This window comes from Nocardia otitidiscaviarum NBRC 14405, from assembly GCF_000308635.1.
Lineage (GTDB): Bacteria > Actinomycetota > Actinomycetes > Mycobacteriales > Mycobacteriaceae > Nocardia > Nocardia otitidiscaviarum.
Window position 1 is genome coordinate 1 of the sequence record NZ_BAGD01000075.1, and the last position, 15,938, is coordinate 15,938.

At 69.3% G+C, this 15,938-nt stretch carries 18 protein-coding genes; 7 read left to right on the forward strand and 11 right to left on the reverse strand.

Features of this window, described 5'->3' with window-relative positions:
• The coding region (locus ON31_RS15545) for a peroxidase family protein (RefSeq protein ID WP_039814423.1) at positions 1-1,239 on the forward strand (1,239 nt) is incomplete at its 5' end.
• Between the two features lie 116 nt (positions 1,240-1,355).
• Here ON31_RS15545 and ON31_RS15550 read toward each other — a convergent pair.
• A complete protein-coding gene (locus ON31_RS15550; RefSeq protein WP_029927861.1) occupies positions 1,356-1,892 on the reverse strand; it encodes a hypothetical protein in 537 nt (178 codons plus the stop codon).
• 85 nt (positions 1,893-1,977) lie between these two features.
• Between ON31_RS15550 and ON31_RS15555 the strand changes: the two genes are divergently transcribed.
• On the forward strand, positions 1,978-2,772 hold the full coding sequence (locus ON31_RS15555) for a HugZ family pyridoxamine 5'-phosphate oxidase (RefSeq protein WP_039814425.1): 795 nt from the start codon (positions 1,978-1,980) through the stop codon (positions 2,770-2,772).
• Between the two features lie 16 nt (positions 2,773-2,788).
• Here the strand turns inward: ON31_RS15555 and ON31_RS15560 are convergent, their stop codons facing one another.
• A complete protein-coding gene (locus ON31_RS15560) occupies positions 2,789-3,811 on the reverse strand; it encodes a sodium:calcium antiporter (protein WP_218007328.1) in 1,023 nt (340 codons plus the stop codon).
• A 161-nt stretch (positions 3,812-3,972) separates the two neighbouring features.
• Here ON31_RS15560 and ON31_RS15565 point away from each other — a divergent pair, with 161 nt between their 5' ends.
• The 3 genes from ON31_RS15565 to ON31_RS15575 all read left to right on the forward strand — a co-directional run bounded on the left by ON31_RS15565 (position 3,973) and on the right by ON31_RS15575 (position 7,343).
• Complete coding sequence (locus ON31_RS15565) at positions 3,973-5,862, forward strand: serine/threonine-protein kinase (protein WP_051037306.1); 1,890 nt, start codon at positions 3,973-3,975, stop codon at positions 5,860-5,862.
• A gap of 187 nt (positions 5,863-6,049) precedes the next feature.
• The gene (locus ON31_RS15570; RefSeq protein ID WP_029927866.1) at positions 6,050-6,760 is read left to right on the forward strand and encodes a metal-dependent hydrolase; all 711 of its coding nucleotides are present in this window, start codon (positions 6,050-6,052) and stop codon (positions 6,758-6,760) included.
• 88 nt (positions 6,761-6,848) lie between these two features.
• Positions 6,849-7,343: a phosphoribosyltransferase gene (locus ON31_RS15575; protein ID WP_029927867.1), complete on the forward strand. Its 495-nt coding sequence runs from the start codon at positions 6,849-6,851 to the stop codon at positions 7,341-7,343.
• Between the two features lie 89 nt (positions 7,344-7,432).
• Here ON31_RS15575 and ON31_RS15580 read toward each other — a convergent pair whose 3' ends face one another.
• From ON31_RS15580 to ON31_RS15615, 8 genes are all read right to left on the reverse strand, one after another.
• Positions 7,433-7,924: a peptidylprolyl isomerase gene (locus ON31_RS15580; protein ID WP_029927868.1), complete on the reverse strand. Its 492-nt coding sequence runs from the start codon at positions 7,922-7,924 to the stop codon at positions 7,433-7,435.
• Positions 7,925-8,093: 169 nt separating this feature from the next.
• Positions 8,094-8,480, reverse strand: coding sequence for an SMU1112c/YaeR family gloxylase I-like metalloprotein (gene gloA2 / locus ON31_RS15585; RefSeq protein WP_039814427.1), 387 nt, complete (start codon positions 8,478-8,480; stop codon positions 8,094-8,096).
• A 51-nt stretch (positions 8,481-8,531) separates the two neighbouring features.
• Positions 8,532-9,344: a VOC family protein gene (locus ON31_RS15590; protein ID WP_039814429.1), complete on the reverse strand. Its 813-nt coding sequence runs from the start codon at positions 9,342-9,344 to the stop codon at positions 8,532-8,534.
• A 223-nt stretch (positions 9,345-9,567) separates the two neighbouring features.
• Complete coding sequence (locus ON31_RS15595; protein WP_255222127.1) at positions 9,568-10,296, reverse strand: fructosamine kinase family protein; 729 nt, start codon at positions 10,294-10,296, stop codon at positions 9,568-9,570.
• A gap of 348 nt (positions 10,297-10,644) precedes the next feature.
• The gene (locus ON31_RS15600) at positions 10,645-11,436 is read right to left on the reverse strand and encodes a helix-turn-helix domain-containing protein (RefSeq protein WP_039814430.1); all 792 of its coding nucleotides are present in this window, start codon (positions 11,434-11,436) and stop codon (positions 10,645-10,647) included.
• An 84-nt stretch (positions 11,437-11,520) separates the two neighbouring features.
• Positions 11,521-12,372 carry an RNA polymerase sigma factor gene (locus ON31_RS15605; protein WP_039814433.1) on the reverse strand — a complete coding sequence of 284 codons (852 nt, stop codon included), beginning with the start codon at positions 12,370-12,372 and terminating at the stop codon, positions 11,521-11,523.
• Entirely contained in the window at positions 12,365-12,661 is a 297-nt protein-coding gene (locus ON31_RS36690; protein WP_039814434.1) for an antibiotic biosynthesis monooxygenase, read from the reverse strand. The genes ON31_RS15605 and ON31_RS36690 overlap by 8 nt, the downstream gene beginning before the upstream one ends.
• Before the next feature lie 97 nt (positions 12,662-12,758).
• On the reverse strand, positions 12,759-13,628 hold the full coding sequence (locus ON31_RS15615) for an NmrA family NAD(P)-binding protein (RefSeq protein ID WP_051037310.1): 870 nt from the start codon (positions 13,626-13,628) through the stop codon (positions 12,759-12,761).
• A 243-nt stretch (positions 13,629-13,871) separates the two neighbouring features.
• Here ON31_RS15615 and ON31_RS15620 point away from each other — a divergent pair, with 243 nt between their 5' ends.
• The gene (locus tag ON31_RS15620; protein ID WP_039814436.1) at positions 13,872-14,708 is read left to right on the forward strand and encodes an SDR family oxidoreductase; all 837 of its coding nucleotides are present in this window, start codon (positions 13,872-13,874) and stop codon (positions 14,706-14,708) included.
• A 10-nt stretch (positions 14,709-14,718) separates the two neighbouring features.
• On the opposite strand, the gene ON31_RS15625 is transcribed toward ON31_RS15620, so the two are convergent.
• A complete protein-coding gene (locus ON31_RS15625; RefSeq protein ID WP_255222126.1) occupies positions 14,719-15,285 on the reverse strand; it encodes a sugar O-acetyltransferase in 567 nt (188 codons plus the stop codon).
• A gap of 260 nt (positions 15,286-15,545) precedes the next feature.
• On the opposite strand from ON31_RS15625, the gene ON31_RS15630 reads away from it, so the two are divergent.
• A partial coding sequence (locus ON31_RS15630; protein ID WP_373282981.1) for a GDSL-type esterase/lipase family protein occupies positions 15,546-15,938 on the forward strand: 393 nt, incomplete at its 3' end.

Consider the following 15,938-nt stretch of genomic DNA (forward strand, 5'->3'; position numbering starts at 1 on the left):
TGGGACAACTCCTTCCTGGAGACCCTGTACGGCTACGAGTGGGAGCTCACCAAGTCCCCCGCCGGCGCACACCAGTGGGTCGCCACGAACGCCGAGGCCATCGTGCCCGACGCCTTCGACGCGTCGAAGAAACACCTGCCCACCATGCTCACCACCGACCTGTCCATGCGGATGGATCCGATCTACGAGCGGATCACCCGCCGCTGGCTCGAACATCCGCAGGAGCTGGCCGACGAGTTCGCCAAAGCCTGGTACAAGCTCACCCACCGCGACATGGGTCCCAAGGCGCTGTACCTGGGCCCGGAGGTGCCGACCGAGACCCTGCTGTGGCAGGACCCGATCCCCGCGGTCGACCACGAGACCATCGGCGCGGCGGAGATCGCGGACCTGAAGCAGCGCATCCTCGCCTCGGATCTGACCATCGCGCAGCTGGTGTCCACCGCGTGGGCGGCGGCCTCGTCGTTCCGCGGCAGCGACAAGCGCGGCGGCGCGAACGGCGGCCGGATCCGTCTCCAACCCCAGATCGGTTGGGAGGTCAACGAACCCGATGCGCTGGCGGTGGTGATCCGCGCCCTGGAGAACATCCAGGAGACGTTCAATGCCGCACAGACCGGTGGCAAGCGGGTGTCGTTCGCCGATCTGGTGGTGCTGGCCGGTGCCGTCGCGGTGGAACAGGCCGCCGAGCACGCCGGGGTGGAGATCGAGGTGCCGTTCCGTCCGGGGCGCGCCGACACCACCCAGGAGCTCACCGATGTGGAGTCCTTCGCGGCGCTCGAACCCACCGCGGACGGTTTCCGCAACTACGTGGGCAAGGGCAGCCGCCTCCCGGCCGAATACCTGCTGCTGGACAAGGCGAACCTGCTGACCCTGTCCGCCCCGGAGATGACGGTGCTGGTCGGCGGCCTGCGCGTGCTGGGCGCGAACTATCAGCAGTCCCCGCTGGGCGTGTTCACCGCCAACCCGGGTGCGTTGAGCACCGACTTCTTCGTCAACCTGCTCGATATGGGCACGAAGTGGGAGCCGTCGCCGACCGATGACGGCACCTATGTGGGTATCGACCGGGTCACCGGTGCGCGGAAGTGGACCGGCAGCCGCGTCGATCTGGTGTTCGGCTCGAATTCGCAGCTGCGGGCGCTGGCCGAGGTGTACGCCGAGGACGACTCGAAGGAGAAGTTCGTGCGCGACTTCGTCGCCGCCTGGACCAAGGTGATGGAACTGGACCGGTTCGACCAGGCCTGATCCGTCGGTCCCGATTCGACAACCGGAGTGCCCCGCGAACCACAACGGTTCGCGGGGCACTGTACTTCCCGGGGGCACTGCGGCGCGGGAGATATGCCGGGGCGCGGGCTCGCCGGTCAGAACACCAGGGTCGTTCCTCCGGCGCGCACCTTGCCGAAGAAGCGCTTGTCGATATCGGAGCCGTCGTGGTTGTAGGCGTTCATGATGTCGGTGAGTTCGTCGGCGAGTGCGCGCAGGGCGGGGCTGACGGTTTCGATGCCGTCCTCCCGCTCCCAACCCCACGCGTACGGGATGCCGTTGATGGTGATGACGATGGTGCCGAAGTACGGTGTCTCGACGATGTAGTCGATCTCGGCGGGCGCGTCGGCGATGGGGCTGCTCACCGCCACCTCACCGGGTGCGCCGGTACTCGAGAACACGACTCGGGCCAGCGCGATATCGGCGCGGATCAGTTCGGCGACACTGTCCAGGCTGGCGTGCCGCCCGACCCGCCAGTACCGCGACCCGTAGGAGCGGTCCCCCGCCGTGTCCGGCGTGTGTTTCTCCAGCAGCCGGTCGAGCATGCGCTGCGCCGCCGCCCGTTCGCTGTCCCCCGTGCGCGGATGCTCGATGAGACTCCGCAAACGAGATATCCGCAGACTCGCGTTGCTCACCTTCGCAGCGTAACCCGACCGCCGGTGCGCTCGTCCGACCGACGACACCCCCACCTGTGGGGGCTCGCCGCGTACCTTCTCACCTATGACTCTCGATCACGGCGACCCCGGCGACGCGCCCACAATCCCACCTCCGCTGACACCGGTGGCCGACGACACCCGGCCGTCGGCGGCCGAGGAGGCCAGAACCGTTGCCGCCGCGACCAATACCGCGACCCTGGCGAGCCTGAGCGAGGACGGCGGTCCGTGGGCGTCGCTGGTCACCTACGGACTGTTGGACGGGCAGCCCGTGCTGTGCGTGTCACGGATGGCCGAGCACGGCCGCAACCTGCTCGCCGACCCGCGCGCGAGCCTGGCGGTGGCGTCGCCCGACGCACCGGCCGACCCGCTCGCCGGTGCGCGAGTCACCCTCGCCGGCGTGGTGGAGCGCCCCGACGGCACCGAAGCGGCGGCCGCCCGCGAGGCGCATCTCGCGGCGGTTCCGGCCGCGAAGTACTACATCGACTACAGCGATTTCACGCTGTGGATCCTGCGGGTGCGGCGGGTGCGCTGGGTCGGCGGCTACGGCCGCATGGATTCCGCGACCGCCGAACAGTACGCGGCCGCCGCACCCGACCCGGTGATCCCGCACGCCCAGCGCGCTATCACCCATCTCAACGACGACCACGCCGACGCCCTGCTCGCCATGGCACGCGTCTTCGGCGGCTACCCGGATGCCGACACCGCCAGCTGTGAACGCGCCGACCGCTACGGCCTCGACCTGCGTGTCACCACACCGCGCGGGATGGCGGTCACCCGCGTCGGCTACTTCTCCCCCATCGATTCGATCGGCGAACTGCGTGCCGCCACCGTCGAATTGACGCGCCGAGCCCGCGACTGACCCTGGACGCGGGCATTCAGTCCATCGCCACCAGCGACGCCACACCGAGGCCGTAGAAGACCAGTATCGCCACCCCTTCGAAGCCGATGTGGCGTCGTTCCCGGCCCAGCAGACCCGCCGCCAGGGTGGCGGTCAACAGCACCGCCAACGCCGTCACGAAGATCGCCGACCGGTCGGCGGCGTGATAGATCGACCCGCCCCGATAGGCGAGGTCGGCGGCGGCGACGAACAGCACGTCGAAGGTGTTGCCGCCGATGATGTCGGCGACCGCGAGCGTGACCGCGCCGATCCGCACCGCCGCCAGCACGGTCACCAGTTCCGGCAGCGAGGTGATGACGCTGGTGAACAGCCCACCCACCAGCGAACCCGACAGCCCGGTGCGGTCGGCCAGCGCCAGACCGCTGTGCGCGATGACCCAGCCGGTCCCGGCGACCGCCGCGGCCAGCACCGCGAACTCGATCCACAGCCGCCGATTCGATTCCGGCCGCGCGGTATCGCCGGGCTCGTCGGCGACGGTGTCCTCCGTGGTCAGCGGCCGCCACATGGGCCGCTCACTCGAGCGGCGCACCAGCAGCAGCCCGTAGCCGTACACCGCCAGCAACAGCGGTGTCGCCGGATGCACCACCCACCCGGTGACATCCGGACCGGCGGCCGCCGCCAACACCACGCCGATGAGGGCGATCAACGTCATCGACTGCACCATATTGGGCACCGACGCCGCCGCATGCTCCAGATTGACCCGCCGATACGCGAGATCGGCGACCGCCAGGAACGTGGTCTGCGCGGCGATCCCACCCAGCGCGTTCGACATGGCGAACCCGGCATCCCCGGCCGCCGCCCCCGCGATCGAGGTCACCAACCCCGGCAGCGACGTGGTGGCCCCCAACAGCACCGCCCCGGCCAGCGCCTCCCCGATCCCGGTGCGGTCGGCGATCTCGTCCACGATCCGCGTGAAGCGCACCCCCGCGGTCAGCAGCACCAGCCCGCAGCCGCCGAGCATCAGCAACAGCCCGGCCACCGGCCAGCCCGCGAAACTCACCGCCACCCCCTTGCGTCGATACCCATCACATACCGCGTACCCACTCGCGGTCGGATCGCGCGCCCGAGATCGCCCCCATGACCCGGGGCACCGCGCAAGACACGAGAAATAGGGGCTGGGCCGGCCGTAACCCGACCCCGGGGTTTCGTGATGTGCCTTACATGCTCGCCGACAATGCGCTCACCGACGACCGCGCCGGCTACGAGGACGCCACCCTGGCGTTCACGCGCCCGGGAGGCGGTGATCCGCTCGACGAGATCGACGCCGGGACCACCGTCGACGAATTCGATCTGGTGCGGCCGCTCGGACAGGGAGCGTTCGGGAAGGTGTTCCTGGCACGCCAGCACGCCATGCAACGGTATGTGGCGGTGAAGATCTCGCGGGACAACAGCCGCGAATCGCAGACCCTCGCACAGCTCGATCACGACCACATCGTGCGCGTCTTCGACCAGCGGCAGCTGGGCGACACCGGACTGCGGCTGATGTACATGCAGTACGTGTCGGGCGGGACACTCGAGCACGTGCTCGCGCGCATGCTGCGGGTGCCCGCCGAGAAGCGTTCCGGCGCACTACTGCTCGATGCCGTCGACGCCGCCGCGAACACCGAGGCCGACAGGAACGCCGAACCCGCCGCCCCGGCCACCCGCGCCGAACTGCGGCGGCTCAGCTGGCCCGAAACCGTCGCCTGGCTCGGTGCCCGCCTCGCCCGCGCCCTCGACCACGCCGACCGGTGCGGCGTCCTGCACCGCGACATCAAACCCGCCAACATCCTGCTCACCGCCGACGGACAACCCAAACTCGCCGACTTCGGCATCAGCTTCAACCGACTACTACCCGGACACAGCCCCGTCGCCTACTTCGGCGGCTCCCTGCGCTACATGTCCCCCGAACAACTCGAAGCCTGCCACCCCGACCTGCACGCCGACCCCGGCCGCCTCGACACCCGCAGCGACCTCTACGCCCTCGCCGTCGTGCTGTGGGAGCTGCTCACCGGGCGCCTCCCCTTCGACGACGAACCCCGCTACGGCGAAACCGGCACCAGCCTCGACCGCATGATCACCCGCCGCCGCGCACCCATAGACCCGCGCTTCGAAGCCGACCTGCCCGCCGACTGCCCACCCGTACTGCGGCACGCACTGCTCACCTGCCTGTCCCCCGGCCCCGACAGCCGCTTCCACAGCGGCGCGGAATTCGCCCACCAACTCGACCTGGCCCTCGACCGCACCGCCCGCGACCTCGTCGACCCGCCCGACAGCAGCATCCGCGCCCGCTTCCGCATGCGGCCGCTACCCGTGGTCACCGTGTCCAGCGCGCTCGGCCAACTGCTCGCCGGGTACTACCTGTACACCCACAACACCGCCGTCCTCGCCCACGACCTCGACGACCGGCAGCGAGAACAGCTGGTGGACCTGGCATTCCTGCTCGGACTCGTCGTCTACCCCGCCAGCATCGCCGTGCTGGTGTACTGGTGCCGCCGCGTCATCCAGATCCCCTACGGACTGCGCCGCGGCCGCCACTACGACGACGACACCCTCGCCCGCGCCCGTGCCGACACCCTCGCCTGCGGCGACCGCATCGCCGTGGTCAACTTCGCCGGATGGGCCATCGCCCTGCTCATCCTGCTGGTCCGGCTGCTCGGCACCGCCGAACTGTCCACCGGGACACTGCTCAATGTGGCCTGCTCCAGCATCGTCACCGCCGCCGTCGCCGTGTCCTACACCTACTTCCCCGTCACCTTCTACGTACTGCGCTGGTACTACCCGGGGCTGCTCGAACGCGGCCACACCGCACCCGACGACCGCGCCCGGCTGCGCGTGCTCGCGCGCCGCAACCGCGTCTACCTCGCCGCGGCCGCCACCGTACCGCTGCTCGGCACGGCCGCCGGGCTGGCGTTCCTCGAACCGGCACAGCAGCAGGCCGCCGTCGGCTCGGTCATCGCGCTGTGCGTGGGCGGCTGTTTCGGAGTCGCGGTCTCGCTGAGTGTCTTCCACGCCCTGTCCAGCGATCTGCACACCTTCGACCGCCTGCTGACCCCCACGGCGGACCGATAGCGGGGACCCGTCCAGCACCCGTCCCGCCCGGTACGCATCACCGCTGTCCACAGCGAAAGGTTCGCTGCGACAGCCGCTTTCACCGCGATATGCTGGAGACGCGGCCGGAATGACCTGCCGCGCAACGTGCTTGCTCTCACACAGCAGCATTGACGCAACAGCAATTAGATCGGCTAACCTTCTCGCGGTGCTAGGACATTCACACGCCACCAGCGGCGCGCTGGCGTGGGCCGCCGCCGCAGCGGCGCTACCACTCACCGTCATCACCTATCCCGCAATGCAATCCGGGACCATCGGCTCCGTCGACCTGGTGATGGGCACCTTCCTCACGGCCGGTGCCGCGCTACTCCCCGACGCCGACCACCCCAAGGGCACCATCTCCCACGTGCTCGGCCCCATCACCCACTACGCGTGCAAACTCATCTCCGCCATCTCCGGCGGACACCGCGGTGCCACCCACTCCTTCGCCTTCGTCGCCCTCGTCACCTACGGCACCTGGGCCGGCGAACACTGGATCGGCCGCTACTTCACCCTCGCCCTGGTGTTCTTCCTGCTCGCCCTCGCCGTACGCGCCCTCAACCTCGCACCCACCGGCGACAGCGTCAAAGCCTGGGGCACCGTCGTCGTGCTCGCCACCTGCGGCACCTTCGCCATCGACCACTGGATCAGCGACAAACCCGCCTGGCTGCCCTTCTCCGTCGGACTCGGCGCCCTCGCCCACGTCCTCGGCGACTGCCTCACCGACCGCGGCTGCCGCCTGCTGTGGCCCTTCGACATCCGCATCCGATTCCCCATCATCGACCGCACCGGCAACAAGATGGAAACCCTCATCCTCGTACCGCTTTTCGCCGCCGGCACCCTCGCGCTGCTCTGGTACACCATCACCCACCAGCCGTAGCAATCGGGGCATGTGAGCCCCATTACCGCACACCGGTGCCATATCGTGTAACGGCAATCCAACAGCGACAGCGAAAGGCGAGAAACGGATGGCGGAGCGGGAAGAACTCACCTGGGAGCTGTTCGGCGACGCCAGTCGCGAACTCGCCACCGCCATCGCCGACGACGGCTTCGAACCCGACCTCATCCTCTCCATCGCCCGCGGCGGCCTCTTCGTCGCCGGAGCCCTCGGCTACGCCCTCGACGTGAAGAACCTCCACGTCATGAACGTGGAGTTCTACACCGGCGTCGACCAGCGCCTCGATATGCCCGTCATGCTGCCGCCGGTCCCCGCGCCCATCGACCTGGCCGGAGCCACCGTCCTGGTCGCCGACGACGTCGCCGACACCGGCAAGACGCTCAAACTGGTCCGCGACTTCTGCAGCGACCACGTCAAGGAGGTGCGCTGCGCGGTCGTCTACCAGAAGCCGCACTCCGAGGTGGACTGCGAATACGTGTGGAAGCGCACCGACAAGTGGATCAACTTCCCGTGGTCGGTGCTGCCGCCCGTGGTCAAGCGCGAGAAGCAGGTGCTCGACGCCTGAGCACCGCTCGAACACCGAAGCGGCCCGGAACCTGATGGTTCCGGGCCGCTTTCGCGTCGAGGCGTCGACGCCGCGTCAACCGACGATCGTCAGACCAGCTCGGCCGACAGGATCGTGACGGCCTCGACCGGCACATCCTGATGCCCGGCCTTGGAGCCGGTGCGCACGCCCTCGATGGCGTCCACCACGTCGGCGCCCTCGACGACCTTGCCGAACGAGGCGTAACCCCAGCCGTCCTGGCCCGGGTAGTTCAGGAAGTCGTTGTTGTTGGTGTTGATGAAGAACTGCGCGCTGGCCGAATGCGGATCCATGGTCCGCGCCATCGCCACGGTGTACTTGTCGTTGCGGAGACCGTTGTTCGCCTCGTTCTCGACACGGTTCGGCGCCGGCTTCTGCGCCATATCGGCGGTCATGCCGCCGCCCTGGATCATGAAGCCCCGGATCACCCGATGGAACACGGTGTCCGTGTAGTGGCCCGCCTTGACGTAGTCGACGAAGTTCGCGACGGTCTTGGGCGCCTTGGCCTCGTCCAGTTCCAGGGTGATATCCCCGGCGGAGGTCTTCAGGAGCACTTTGGTCATGCAGGCCATCCTATGGGAGGCGCCCCTCCCCTCTCGTCGGGGCTGTGAAAGTGCTTGGGCCGGAACGTGCGGCTTGTTGTTTGGCAAGTTCAGGAGATGTGGGGCTGGATTAAACATGTCTAGATGCGCATATTTCCATAATTACGGAAATATCGCCACAGCTACGGACTCACGCTTCGTACAGCTCCAGCGGCAACTCGTCCGGATCGAAGAAGAACGCGAAACGCTTCCCCGTGTACTCGTCGACCCGCATCTCCTCCACGCGCACACCCCGGTCCCCCAGCTCGGCCAGCGCCGCCGCCACATCCGGCACCACGAAGGCCAGATGCCGCAGGCCCGCGGACTCCGGGCGCGAGGGCCGCGGCGGCGGGTCGGGGAAGGAGAACAGCTCCAACCGGCCGCCGTCCGGCAGCTCCAAATCCAGCTTGTACGAGTGTCTTTCGGCGCGATAATGCTCGGCCAGCACGCGCAGGCCGAGCACCTCGGTATAGAACGCCCTGGACCGTTCGTAGTCCGACGCGATGAGCGCCACGTGATGGATCCGCCGCAGTTCCATGCGCGCGACGCTATCCCACGGGTCCGACAACCACTCCCCTCCCCCGCCGGGTCAGGAGGCATTGCCTCCGATGCTGAAATGCGCACCCGTCGGGTCGGCGACACCGGCCATCCGGCCGAACGGCGTATCCATGACCGGTGTGATCACCGAGCCACCCAGCGCCACGACTCGCCGCACCGCCTGCTCGACATCGTCGGCGCCGAAGTAGACCCGCCAGCCGCCGGGCGAATCCGGCGGCAGGAAGGCGTGCGCGTCCATGACGCCCCCGAGCATCGGCGTCTCGGAGTGGATGGTGGTGTACCCGATATCACCCTCCCCGGGAATCGCGACCCGGAAGGGGTCCTGCCAGTCGAAGACATCGGTGTAGAAGATCAGCGCCTTGTCGTAGTGCGGCGTCTGCAACTCGAACCAGGACGGCACGCCGACATGCCCGCTCCAGTGGCCGCCCGTGGCGATGCCGATCGCTTCGAAGCCGCGGTGCGTGCCCGGCTGCCACACCCCGATCCCCGCAGCCGACGGATCACCGAGAATCGCCATCGTGCCGAGCTCCCCCACGTCCATGGCGGGCACCACGATCGACCCGCCCTCCCGCACCGCCTGCTCCGCGGTCGCACGCGCGTCATCGGACCGGAGGTACACCGTCCACTGATCGGGCCCCTGAATCCCGTCCTCGGTCTTGCCCATTCCCCCGGCCACCGCCTTCCCGTCCTTGCGGAAGGTGATGTAGCCGCCGAACTCCTCCCCCGCCCGCTCGGCCGTCCAGCCGAAGAGGTCGCCGTAGAAGGCGATGCTGACATCCGGATCCGCGGTGAAGAGGTCGATCCAGACGGGATCGCCCACGCGGAAGGTCGGCACTGTGGTCATGACACGCTCCTGAAGGTCTCGAAGGGCATTCACCCGTGTAGACGAGGCAGGTCGATGAATCTCATCGAGAACCGAGCCTGCCCTTCCTCTGTGCGTCTTGTGTCGGCATGGAGACCGCCGCGTTCGATGCGACACGAGGGCAAGCAATTCGTAGATGCGCATATTTCCATGTAGGTATTTTTGGATCTGCGAATGTCAACGGGTCCGACTCCAGCTCCGGCTGCTACGCCGCGAGGGCGGCTACCGCGGCATCGGCCGTCATCGCGCTGTACGCGCCGCCGAAGAGGACGACATGGATGAGCAGCGGGTGGAGTTGATGCAGCGGAATGCGTTGCCGCCAACCCTCTCCCAGCGGTGCGTACTCGTCGTACGCGGCGCGGATGCGGTCCAGGTGCGGTGCGCCGAAGAGGGCGAGCATGGCCAGGTCGGTTTCCCGGTGGCCGCCGTGGGCGGCCGGGTCGATGAGCATCGCGTGGCCGTCGGTCCAGTGCACATTGCCCGACCACAGGTCGCCGTGGATCCGGCTGGGTAGTTCGGCGGGACCGGCGAGGGTGCCGATGCGGTCGATGACTGTCTCGATCAGGCGGACGCCGTCGCGGCCCAGGTGGGGTGCGGCGGCGGGTAGGTAGGGCGCGAGGCGGCGCTCGGCGTACCAGGGGCCCCACTCCCCCGCCGTCGGCGTGTTGTCCAGAGGCAGGGTGGCGATGCGGCCGGGCCAGGGCGCGCCGAAGTGGTCCGGTGTGGCGGCGTGCAGGGCGGCCAGGTCGCGGCCGAAGCGTTCGGCGGCGTCCTGCGACGCCGATTCCGATGGCAGCCACGGCAGCACGAGCACACGGGCGTCGACGGCGAGCACGGCGGGGACCAGACCGCCGGGATCCGCGGCGGCGAGCCAGCGCAGTCCGGCCGCTTCCGCGCCGAAGACGCCACTCCCCTCCCCCACGCCCGGCCCGATCGCGCCGCCGTCGGGTGCGTTGTGGCCCGGGATAATCCCGGTCGAGCCATCGTCGAGTGCGCTACCACCCGAGACTCCCCCGGTCTCGCCATCGTCGAGTGCGTTGCCACCCGGGACTTCCCCGGTCTCGCCGTCGTCGGGTGCGTTGCCACCCGGGATTCTGTGGTCCTGGGCATCGACGTCCGGGATGTCGTCCGGGGCGTCGTCGTCGAGGGCTTTGACGAAAACGGCTCGGCCGTCGGCGGTTTCACCGCGATACAGGCTCCATGCGTGGCTGTGCCCGATCCGCCGCAGTGCGACGGATGCCCGCAGTAGGTCGGCTACGTGCGCGGTCACATCCATGGTGATTCATTGTGCGGCGACGGCGATGCGGTCGCGCAGTAGGGTCGCCGTCGCCGGATCGGCGGGGAAGAAGGCCTCGATGGCGAGTTCGGCGACGGTGACGTTCATGGGGGTGCCGAAGACGGTGGTGATGCTGATGAACGACAGATCGTGGCCGTCCAGGCGCAGGCGCAGCGGGACCACGGCCTGGTCGGGATCGGGGAGCCCGGGGTGTTCCTCGCCGCCCGGGTAGGCGCGCAGTTCGTCGCGCAGCGCGGTGAGTTCGGGTGCGCCGCTGACGTCGATCTGGCGTTGCAGGCGTTCGAGGATGTGGCCGCGCCATTCGGGGAGATTGGTGATGCGGGGGGCGAGGCCGTCGGGGTGCAGGCTCAGGCGTAGCGCGTTGACGGGTTGGGTGAGCAGTGCCGGGTCGACGCCGTCGAGGAAGAGGGCGATGCCGGCGTTGGCGTCGACCATGTTCCAGTTGGCGTCGACGGCGAGGGCGGGGTGGGGTTCGTGGCCGGTGAGGATCTGGCGGAGCACGGTGCGGATGGGCGCCATGGCGGGGTTGTCGAGCGCCGGTTCGGTGTAGACGGGGGCGTAGCCGGCGGCGAGCAGCATGCGGTTGCGTTCGCGCAGGGGGATGTCGAGTTCGTCGGCGAGGTGCAGCAACATGGCGCGGCTGGGGGTGGCGCGGCCGGTTTCGATGAAGGACAGGTGGCGGGTGGAGGTTTCGGCGCGGCCCGCCAGTTCGAGTTGGCTGAGGCGGCGGGTGGTGCGCCAGTGCCGGAGCAGGTCGCCTGCGGTCTGCGTTGCCATGGGTTCGATCGTACGAATCGGTCAGCGGCGCAACCATTGCCCGACGGGTGAGTGGGTGGCGGCGCGTGCCGTCACCCACCCGGGTCAGCCGGTGAGGGCGGGGCAGGCGCGTTGCAGGGTCTCCCAGACGCGTTCGGGCGCCCGGAATTCGGGGTCGGAGCGGTAGATCTCGGCGATGGCGGTGGCGGTGTCGAGTTGGCGGGCGGCGGTGTCGAGCGTGTCGGCGGGGATGGGTGGGTGCGCGCCCGGCAGGGTGCTGAAGGTGGGGTGGGCGGGGTCGAGGATGCCGTAGTCGATACTGGAGTCGATCTGGCGGTCGCAGCGGCAGGGGTTGGCGCGGTCGACGAGTCCGCAGCGGTCGGCGATGATGCTGCGCATGGTGCGGCGGGCGCGGGCCAGGCGCTGCCGGTAGGCGGCGCGGGTGATGCCCAGGGCTTGTGCGCCTTCGGTGTCGGGGAGGCCGATGAGGTCGCCGAGCAGGTAGGTGATGCGCAGGTCGCGGGTGAGGGCGAGCAGCATGCCGTAGGTGCAGGCGAGTCGGACCTCGCCGGCGAGCAGGCGGAAGGTGGCTTCGTCGAAGTGGTCGGCGGGGGTGGGGGCGAGGTTGCGGTCGATCCAGTCGGCGAAGGGTTCGGGTCCGGCGACGCTGAGTTCGATCGGGCCGCGCACGGTGCGCAGCAAGTAGCGCGAGGCGATGGTGTACACCCAGGTCGTGAGTTTGGAGCGGCCTTCGAATTCCGACAGGTGGGTGACGACGAGGATGAGGATTTCCTGGGTGGCGTCGGCGGCGGCTTCCGGGTCGGAGCTGAAGCGCAGGGCGAGCCGGTAGATCAGGTCCTGGAGTTCGCGGCAGAGCTGTTCGAGGGCGTCGGCGTCTCCGGCGACGGCCCGGGCGGCCAGACCCTCGAGGTCCGGCCGCCCCGGCGCCTCAGGCATCGGCGAACTCGACGGTCGCGTGTTCCATCGACACCATCTCCTTGATGAACGCGAAGGCGGCGGCGCATTCGGGCACCGCGCCGATTCCGGCCGCCGCGGCGTCGGCGGCGGCGCGGTCTCGCCATTCCACCACATCCATCCAGGTGCGTTCGTCGAGCCGGACGAGTCGCAGCGAGACGAAGCCGTCGAATTTCTCGCGCAGGGCGGTGAGCATGGCCGGGCGGGCGGCCAGCATGGTGTCGACGTCGGTGGGGTCGACGGTGAAGCGGGCCAGTTCCATGACGGTCATTCGGGTCTCCTTGTGTGTTGTGTTTCGGACACAAGGTGAGAGACCGGGTGGTGGCCGGGCGTGACAGCGGTCGGGCGGTGACGGTGGTCACATGGCGTCAGTGGGAGCGGGTGCGGTGGGCGGCGTAGTCGGCGAGGGTGGTGGGCGGGTGGCCGCCGTACTGCTGGATGGCTGGGGTGACCTGGTAGAGGCCGGTGCCCTCGCCGAGCAGGCGGAAGATCTCCCAGAGTTTGGTGAGGTGGGCGGCGGCGTGTGGGCTGCCGTAGAAGTCGAGGGCCCAGCGGTGCCAGGTGTCGGGGTCGATGTCGCGGTAGCCGCGGCCGAGGGTGCGGGCGGCGTCGCCGATGGTTTGGATGTCGCCGGTGAGGAGGATGACCGGTTCGGCCTCGGTGGTGGGGTCGGCGAGCAGTCCGGCGGCGACGCGGGCGACGTCGGCGGCGGCGACCAGGGGCAGGGTGGTGGTGTCGGGGCCCATGGGGAGGGTGAGCAGGTCGCCGTCGCCGGTGTCGGCGATGCGGGCGAGGTTCTCGTGGAAGACGGCGGCGCGCAGGTGGATGGCGCCGATTCCGGCCCAGTCGAGGATTTGTTCGACGACCCAGTGTTGGCGCATGCGCGGGGTGAGGGCCTGGGGTCCGGCGGCGAGTTGGGAGACGGCGACGACGCGTTCGACGCCGGTCTCGCGGGCGGCGACGGCGAAGGCGCCGGCGGCGTCGACGAAGCCGTCGATGACGGGGTAGGTGAAGTAGGCGGCGCGGATGCCGTCGAGTGCGGCGCGAACGGTCTCGAGGTCGCGCAGGTCGCCGACGCGGACGTCGGCGCCGAGGGCGCGCAGCGGGGCGGCGCGTTCGTCGTCGGTGTGGATCAGGGCGCGGACGGGGACGCCGCGGCCGAGCAGTTGTGCGGTGAGGTGCCTGCCGGTGGATCCTTGGCGTCCCCCGGCGGCACCGGTGACCAGTACCGGCTCCATCGTTCTACGGTACGGCCGGGTTCGGCGGGGGTGGGAGCTTTCGGGCAATGGGCCGGTTGCGGGGCGGGTCGCGGGCGCGGTTCGGTGGCGCGCGATTGACCGATCCCGCCGCCTCGAGTGCGGGCGGGCTGCCACGCTGCCGCGTTAGAGTGTTGTGGGGCAATCTTTTTCGCAATGGGGCGGCTTCGAAATGCTACCGCGGTAGGAAGACAGCGCGGCGTCGATATGGCAGGGTGGGCGGGCATGAAAACGATCCTGATCACAGGGGCTACGTCAGGGATCGGTCTGGCTGCGGCGCGGCAGCTCGGCTCCCAGGGACATCATCTGGTCCTCGTCGGCCGCAATCCCGAGAAGCTGTCCGCGACGGCCGCATCGGTGCGGGAGTGCGGGGCGGGCGCGGTCGACACCCTCGAGTGCGATATGGGCAGTCTGGCCCAGGTGCGGCGGTTGGCGAAGACCGTGCAGGCCAACTATTCCCGGCTGGATGTGCTGGCGAACAACGCGGGTGGCTTTCACCTGCGGCGCACCGAGACCGAGGACGGTATCGAGACCACGTTCGCGGTCAATCATCTGGCCGGATTCCTGCTCACCGAACTGCTGATGGATCTGCTGCTGCACTCCTCCCCCGCGCGGATCCTGTTCACCTCCTCGGTCATGCACTACGGCTCGCAGGTGAAGCTGGACGATCTCGGGTTGCGGCGCGGATACACCGGCGCGCGGGCGTACGGGGCGTCGAAGCTGGCGAACATCCTGTACGTGCGGGATCTGGAGCGGCGGTTGCGGGGTACGGGCGTGACCGCCAACGCCTTCCATCCGGGCGCGGTCGCCACCCATATCTGGGATGAGGCGCCGTGGTTCGTCAAGCCCGCCATGGAGTTGGTCAAGCGCATTTTCATGATCACGCCGGAGCAGGGGGCGGAGGCGCTCACCTATCTGGCGACCGATCCGGATGTGGCGGCGGTGTCGGGGTGCTATTTCCAGCGCAATCGGGTGAAGGCGCCCTCGCGCGCCGCGCAGGACGACGCGACGGCGCGGGAGCTGTACCGGGTGTGCGCGGAGCTGGCCGGTTTGCCGGACTGAGGTTGCGACGTCAGAGTGTCCGGATGACGCGGCAGGGGTTGCCCGCGGCGAAGACGCGTTCGGGGATGTCGCGGGTGACGACGCTGCCCGCGCCGATCACGGTGTTCGCGCCGATGCTCACCCCCGGGCAGACGATGACGCCGCCGCCGAGCCACACATTGTCGCCGATGGTGATGGGCGCGGCGGTCTCCCAGCGTTGGCGGCGCAGTTCGTGGTCGGTCATCGGGTGCAGGGCGGTGAGCAGTTGCGCGCGCGGGCCGATGGACACGTCGTCGCCGATGGTGACGGGTGCGCAGTCGAGGATGATGGCGTCGTAGTTGAGGAAGCTGTTGGCGCCGATGCGGATGAGTGAGCCGTAGTCGCATTGGAAGCGCGGCATGATCCAGGAGCCCGCGCCGATCTCGCCGAGCAGTTCCGCCAGCACGGCGCGGCGGTGGTCGTCCTGGCCCGCGCCGGTGGCGTTGAACGTGTCCAGCAGGCGCTGACAGTGCTGGCGTTCGGCGACGAGTTCGGGATCGTTGTCGCGGTAGAGCTCGCCGCGGAGCATGCGTTGTTTGTGATCACCCACGTCCGCCATCCTGCGGGAGGTTGCACGATCGCGCAGAAACGCCTGGACAGGCGGGGTTGCCGGGGACGGGTTGGTCGCGGTCGGGAATTCTCGGGTAGACCGGACGAATCGGTCCGTCCTGTGGCGCAACGACTCTCGGTGCCGCGGGTGCGCCGGAGGCGGAAGGGTCGCGGGGCGCGCACTTGCGCTTCCGGGCACGGACCGTCAGGCTGCGGGATTGGTCGGGATCGGGTGTCGAGGGAGTGCCCGGCCGTGAGATGAGGTGACGGATGTTCGAAGAGGCGGCCCGTAAGACCGGGGCGTGGCGTGAGAAGAACTATGTGGCGCTGGGCAGTTCGTTCGCGGCCGGACCGGGGATCGCGCCGCGTGCACCGGGGGTGTCGCGGCGGGTGGGGCGGTCGCGTGGGAACTATCCGCATCTGGTGGCCGCGGCGGCGGGGCTGGAGTTGACCGACGCCACGTGCAGCGGGGCCACCTGTGACCATATTCTGCGGGATTCGCTGTTCGGTATGCCGCCGCAGTTGACGGCCGTGCGGCCGGATACCGATCTGGTGACGGTGACCGTGGGCGGCAACGATATCGGGCTCACCCAGTATCTGTTGGCGCGGCGCGCGCCCGCACCGCTGCGGCTGCTGCCCGCGGTGGCGCGCGCCGCCGACGCC

Coding starts and splice junctions, on each gene's coding strand:
- ON31_RS36690 (WP_039814434.1), bottom strand. CDS start 12,661: ATGACCGTCATGGAACTGGCCCGCTTCACCGTCGACCCCACCGACGTC.
- ON31_RS15625 (WP_255222126.1), bottom strand. CDS start 15,285: ATGGCGGACGTGGGTGATCACAAACAACGCATGCTCCGCGGCGAGCTC.
- ON31_RS15615 (WP_051037310.1), bottom strand. CDS start 13,628: ATGGAGCCGGTACTGGTCACCGGTGCCGCCGGGGGACGCCAAGGATCC.
- ON31_RS15605 (WP_039814433.1), bottom strand. CDS start 12,372: ATGCCTGAGGCGCCGGGGCGGCCGGACCTCGAGGGTCTGGCCGCCCGG.
- ON31_RS15590 (WP_039814429.1), bottom strand. CDS start 9,344: ATGACCACAGTGCCGACCTTCCGCGTGGGCGATCCCGTCTGGATCGAC.
- ON31_RS15575 (WP_029927867.1), top strand. CDS start 6,849: ATGGCGGAGCGGGAAGAACTCACCTGGGAGCTGTTCGGCGACGCCAGT.
- ON31_RS15565 (WP_051037306.1), top strand. CDS start 3,973: ATGCTCGCCGACAATGCGCTCACCGACGACCGCGCCGGCTACGAGGAC.
- ON31_RS15580 (WP_029927868.1), bottom strand. CDS start 7,924: ATGACCAAAGTGCTCCTGAAGACCTCCGCCGGGGATATCACCCTGGAA.
- gloA2 (WP_039814427.1), bottom strand. CDS start 8,480: ATGGAACTGCGGCGGATCCATCACGTGGCGCTCATCGCGTCGGACTAC.
- ON31_RS15555 (WP_039814425.1), top strand. CDS start 1,978: ATGACTCTCGATCACGGCGACCCCGGCGACGCGCCCACAATCCCACCT.
- ON31_RS15620 (WP_039814436.1), top strand. CDS start 13,872: ATGAAAACGATCCTGATCACAGGGGCTACGTCAGGGATCGGTCTGGCT.
- ON31_RS15600 (WP_039814430.1), bottom strand. CDS start 11,436: ATGGCAACGCAGACCGCAGGCGACCTGCTCCGGCACTGGCGCACCACC.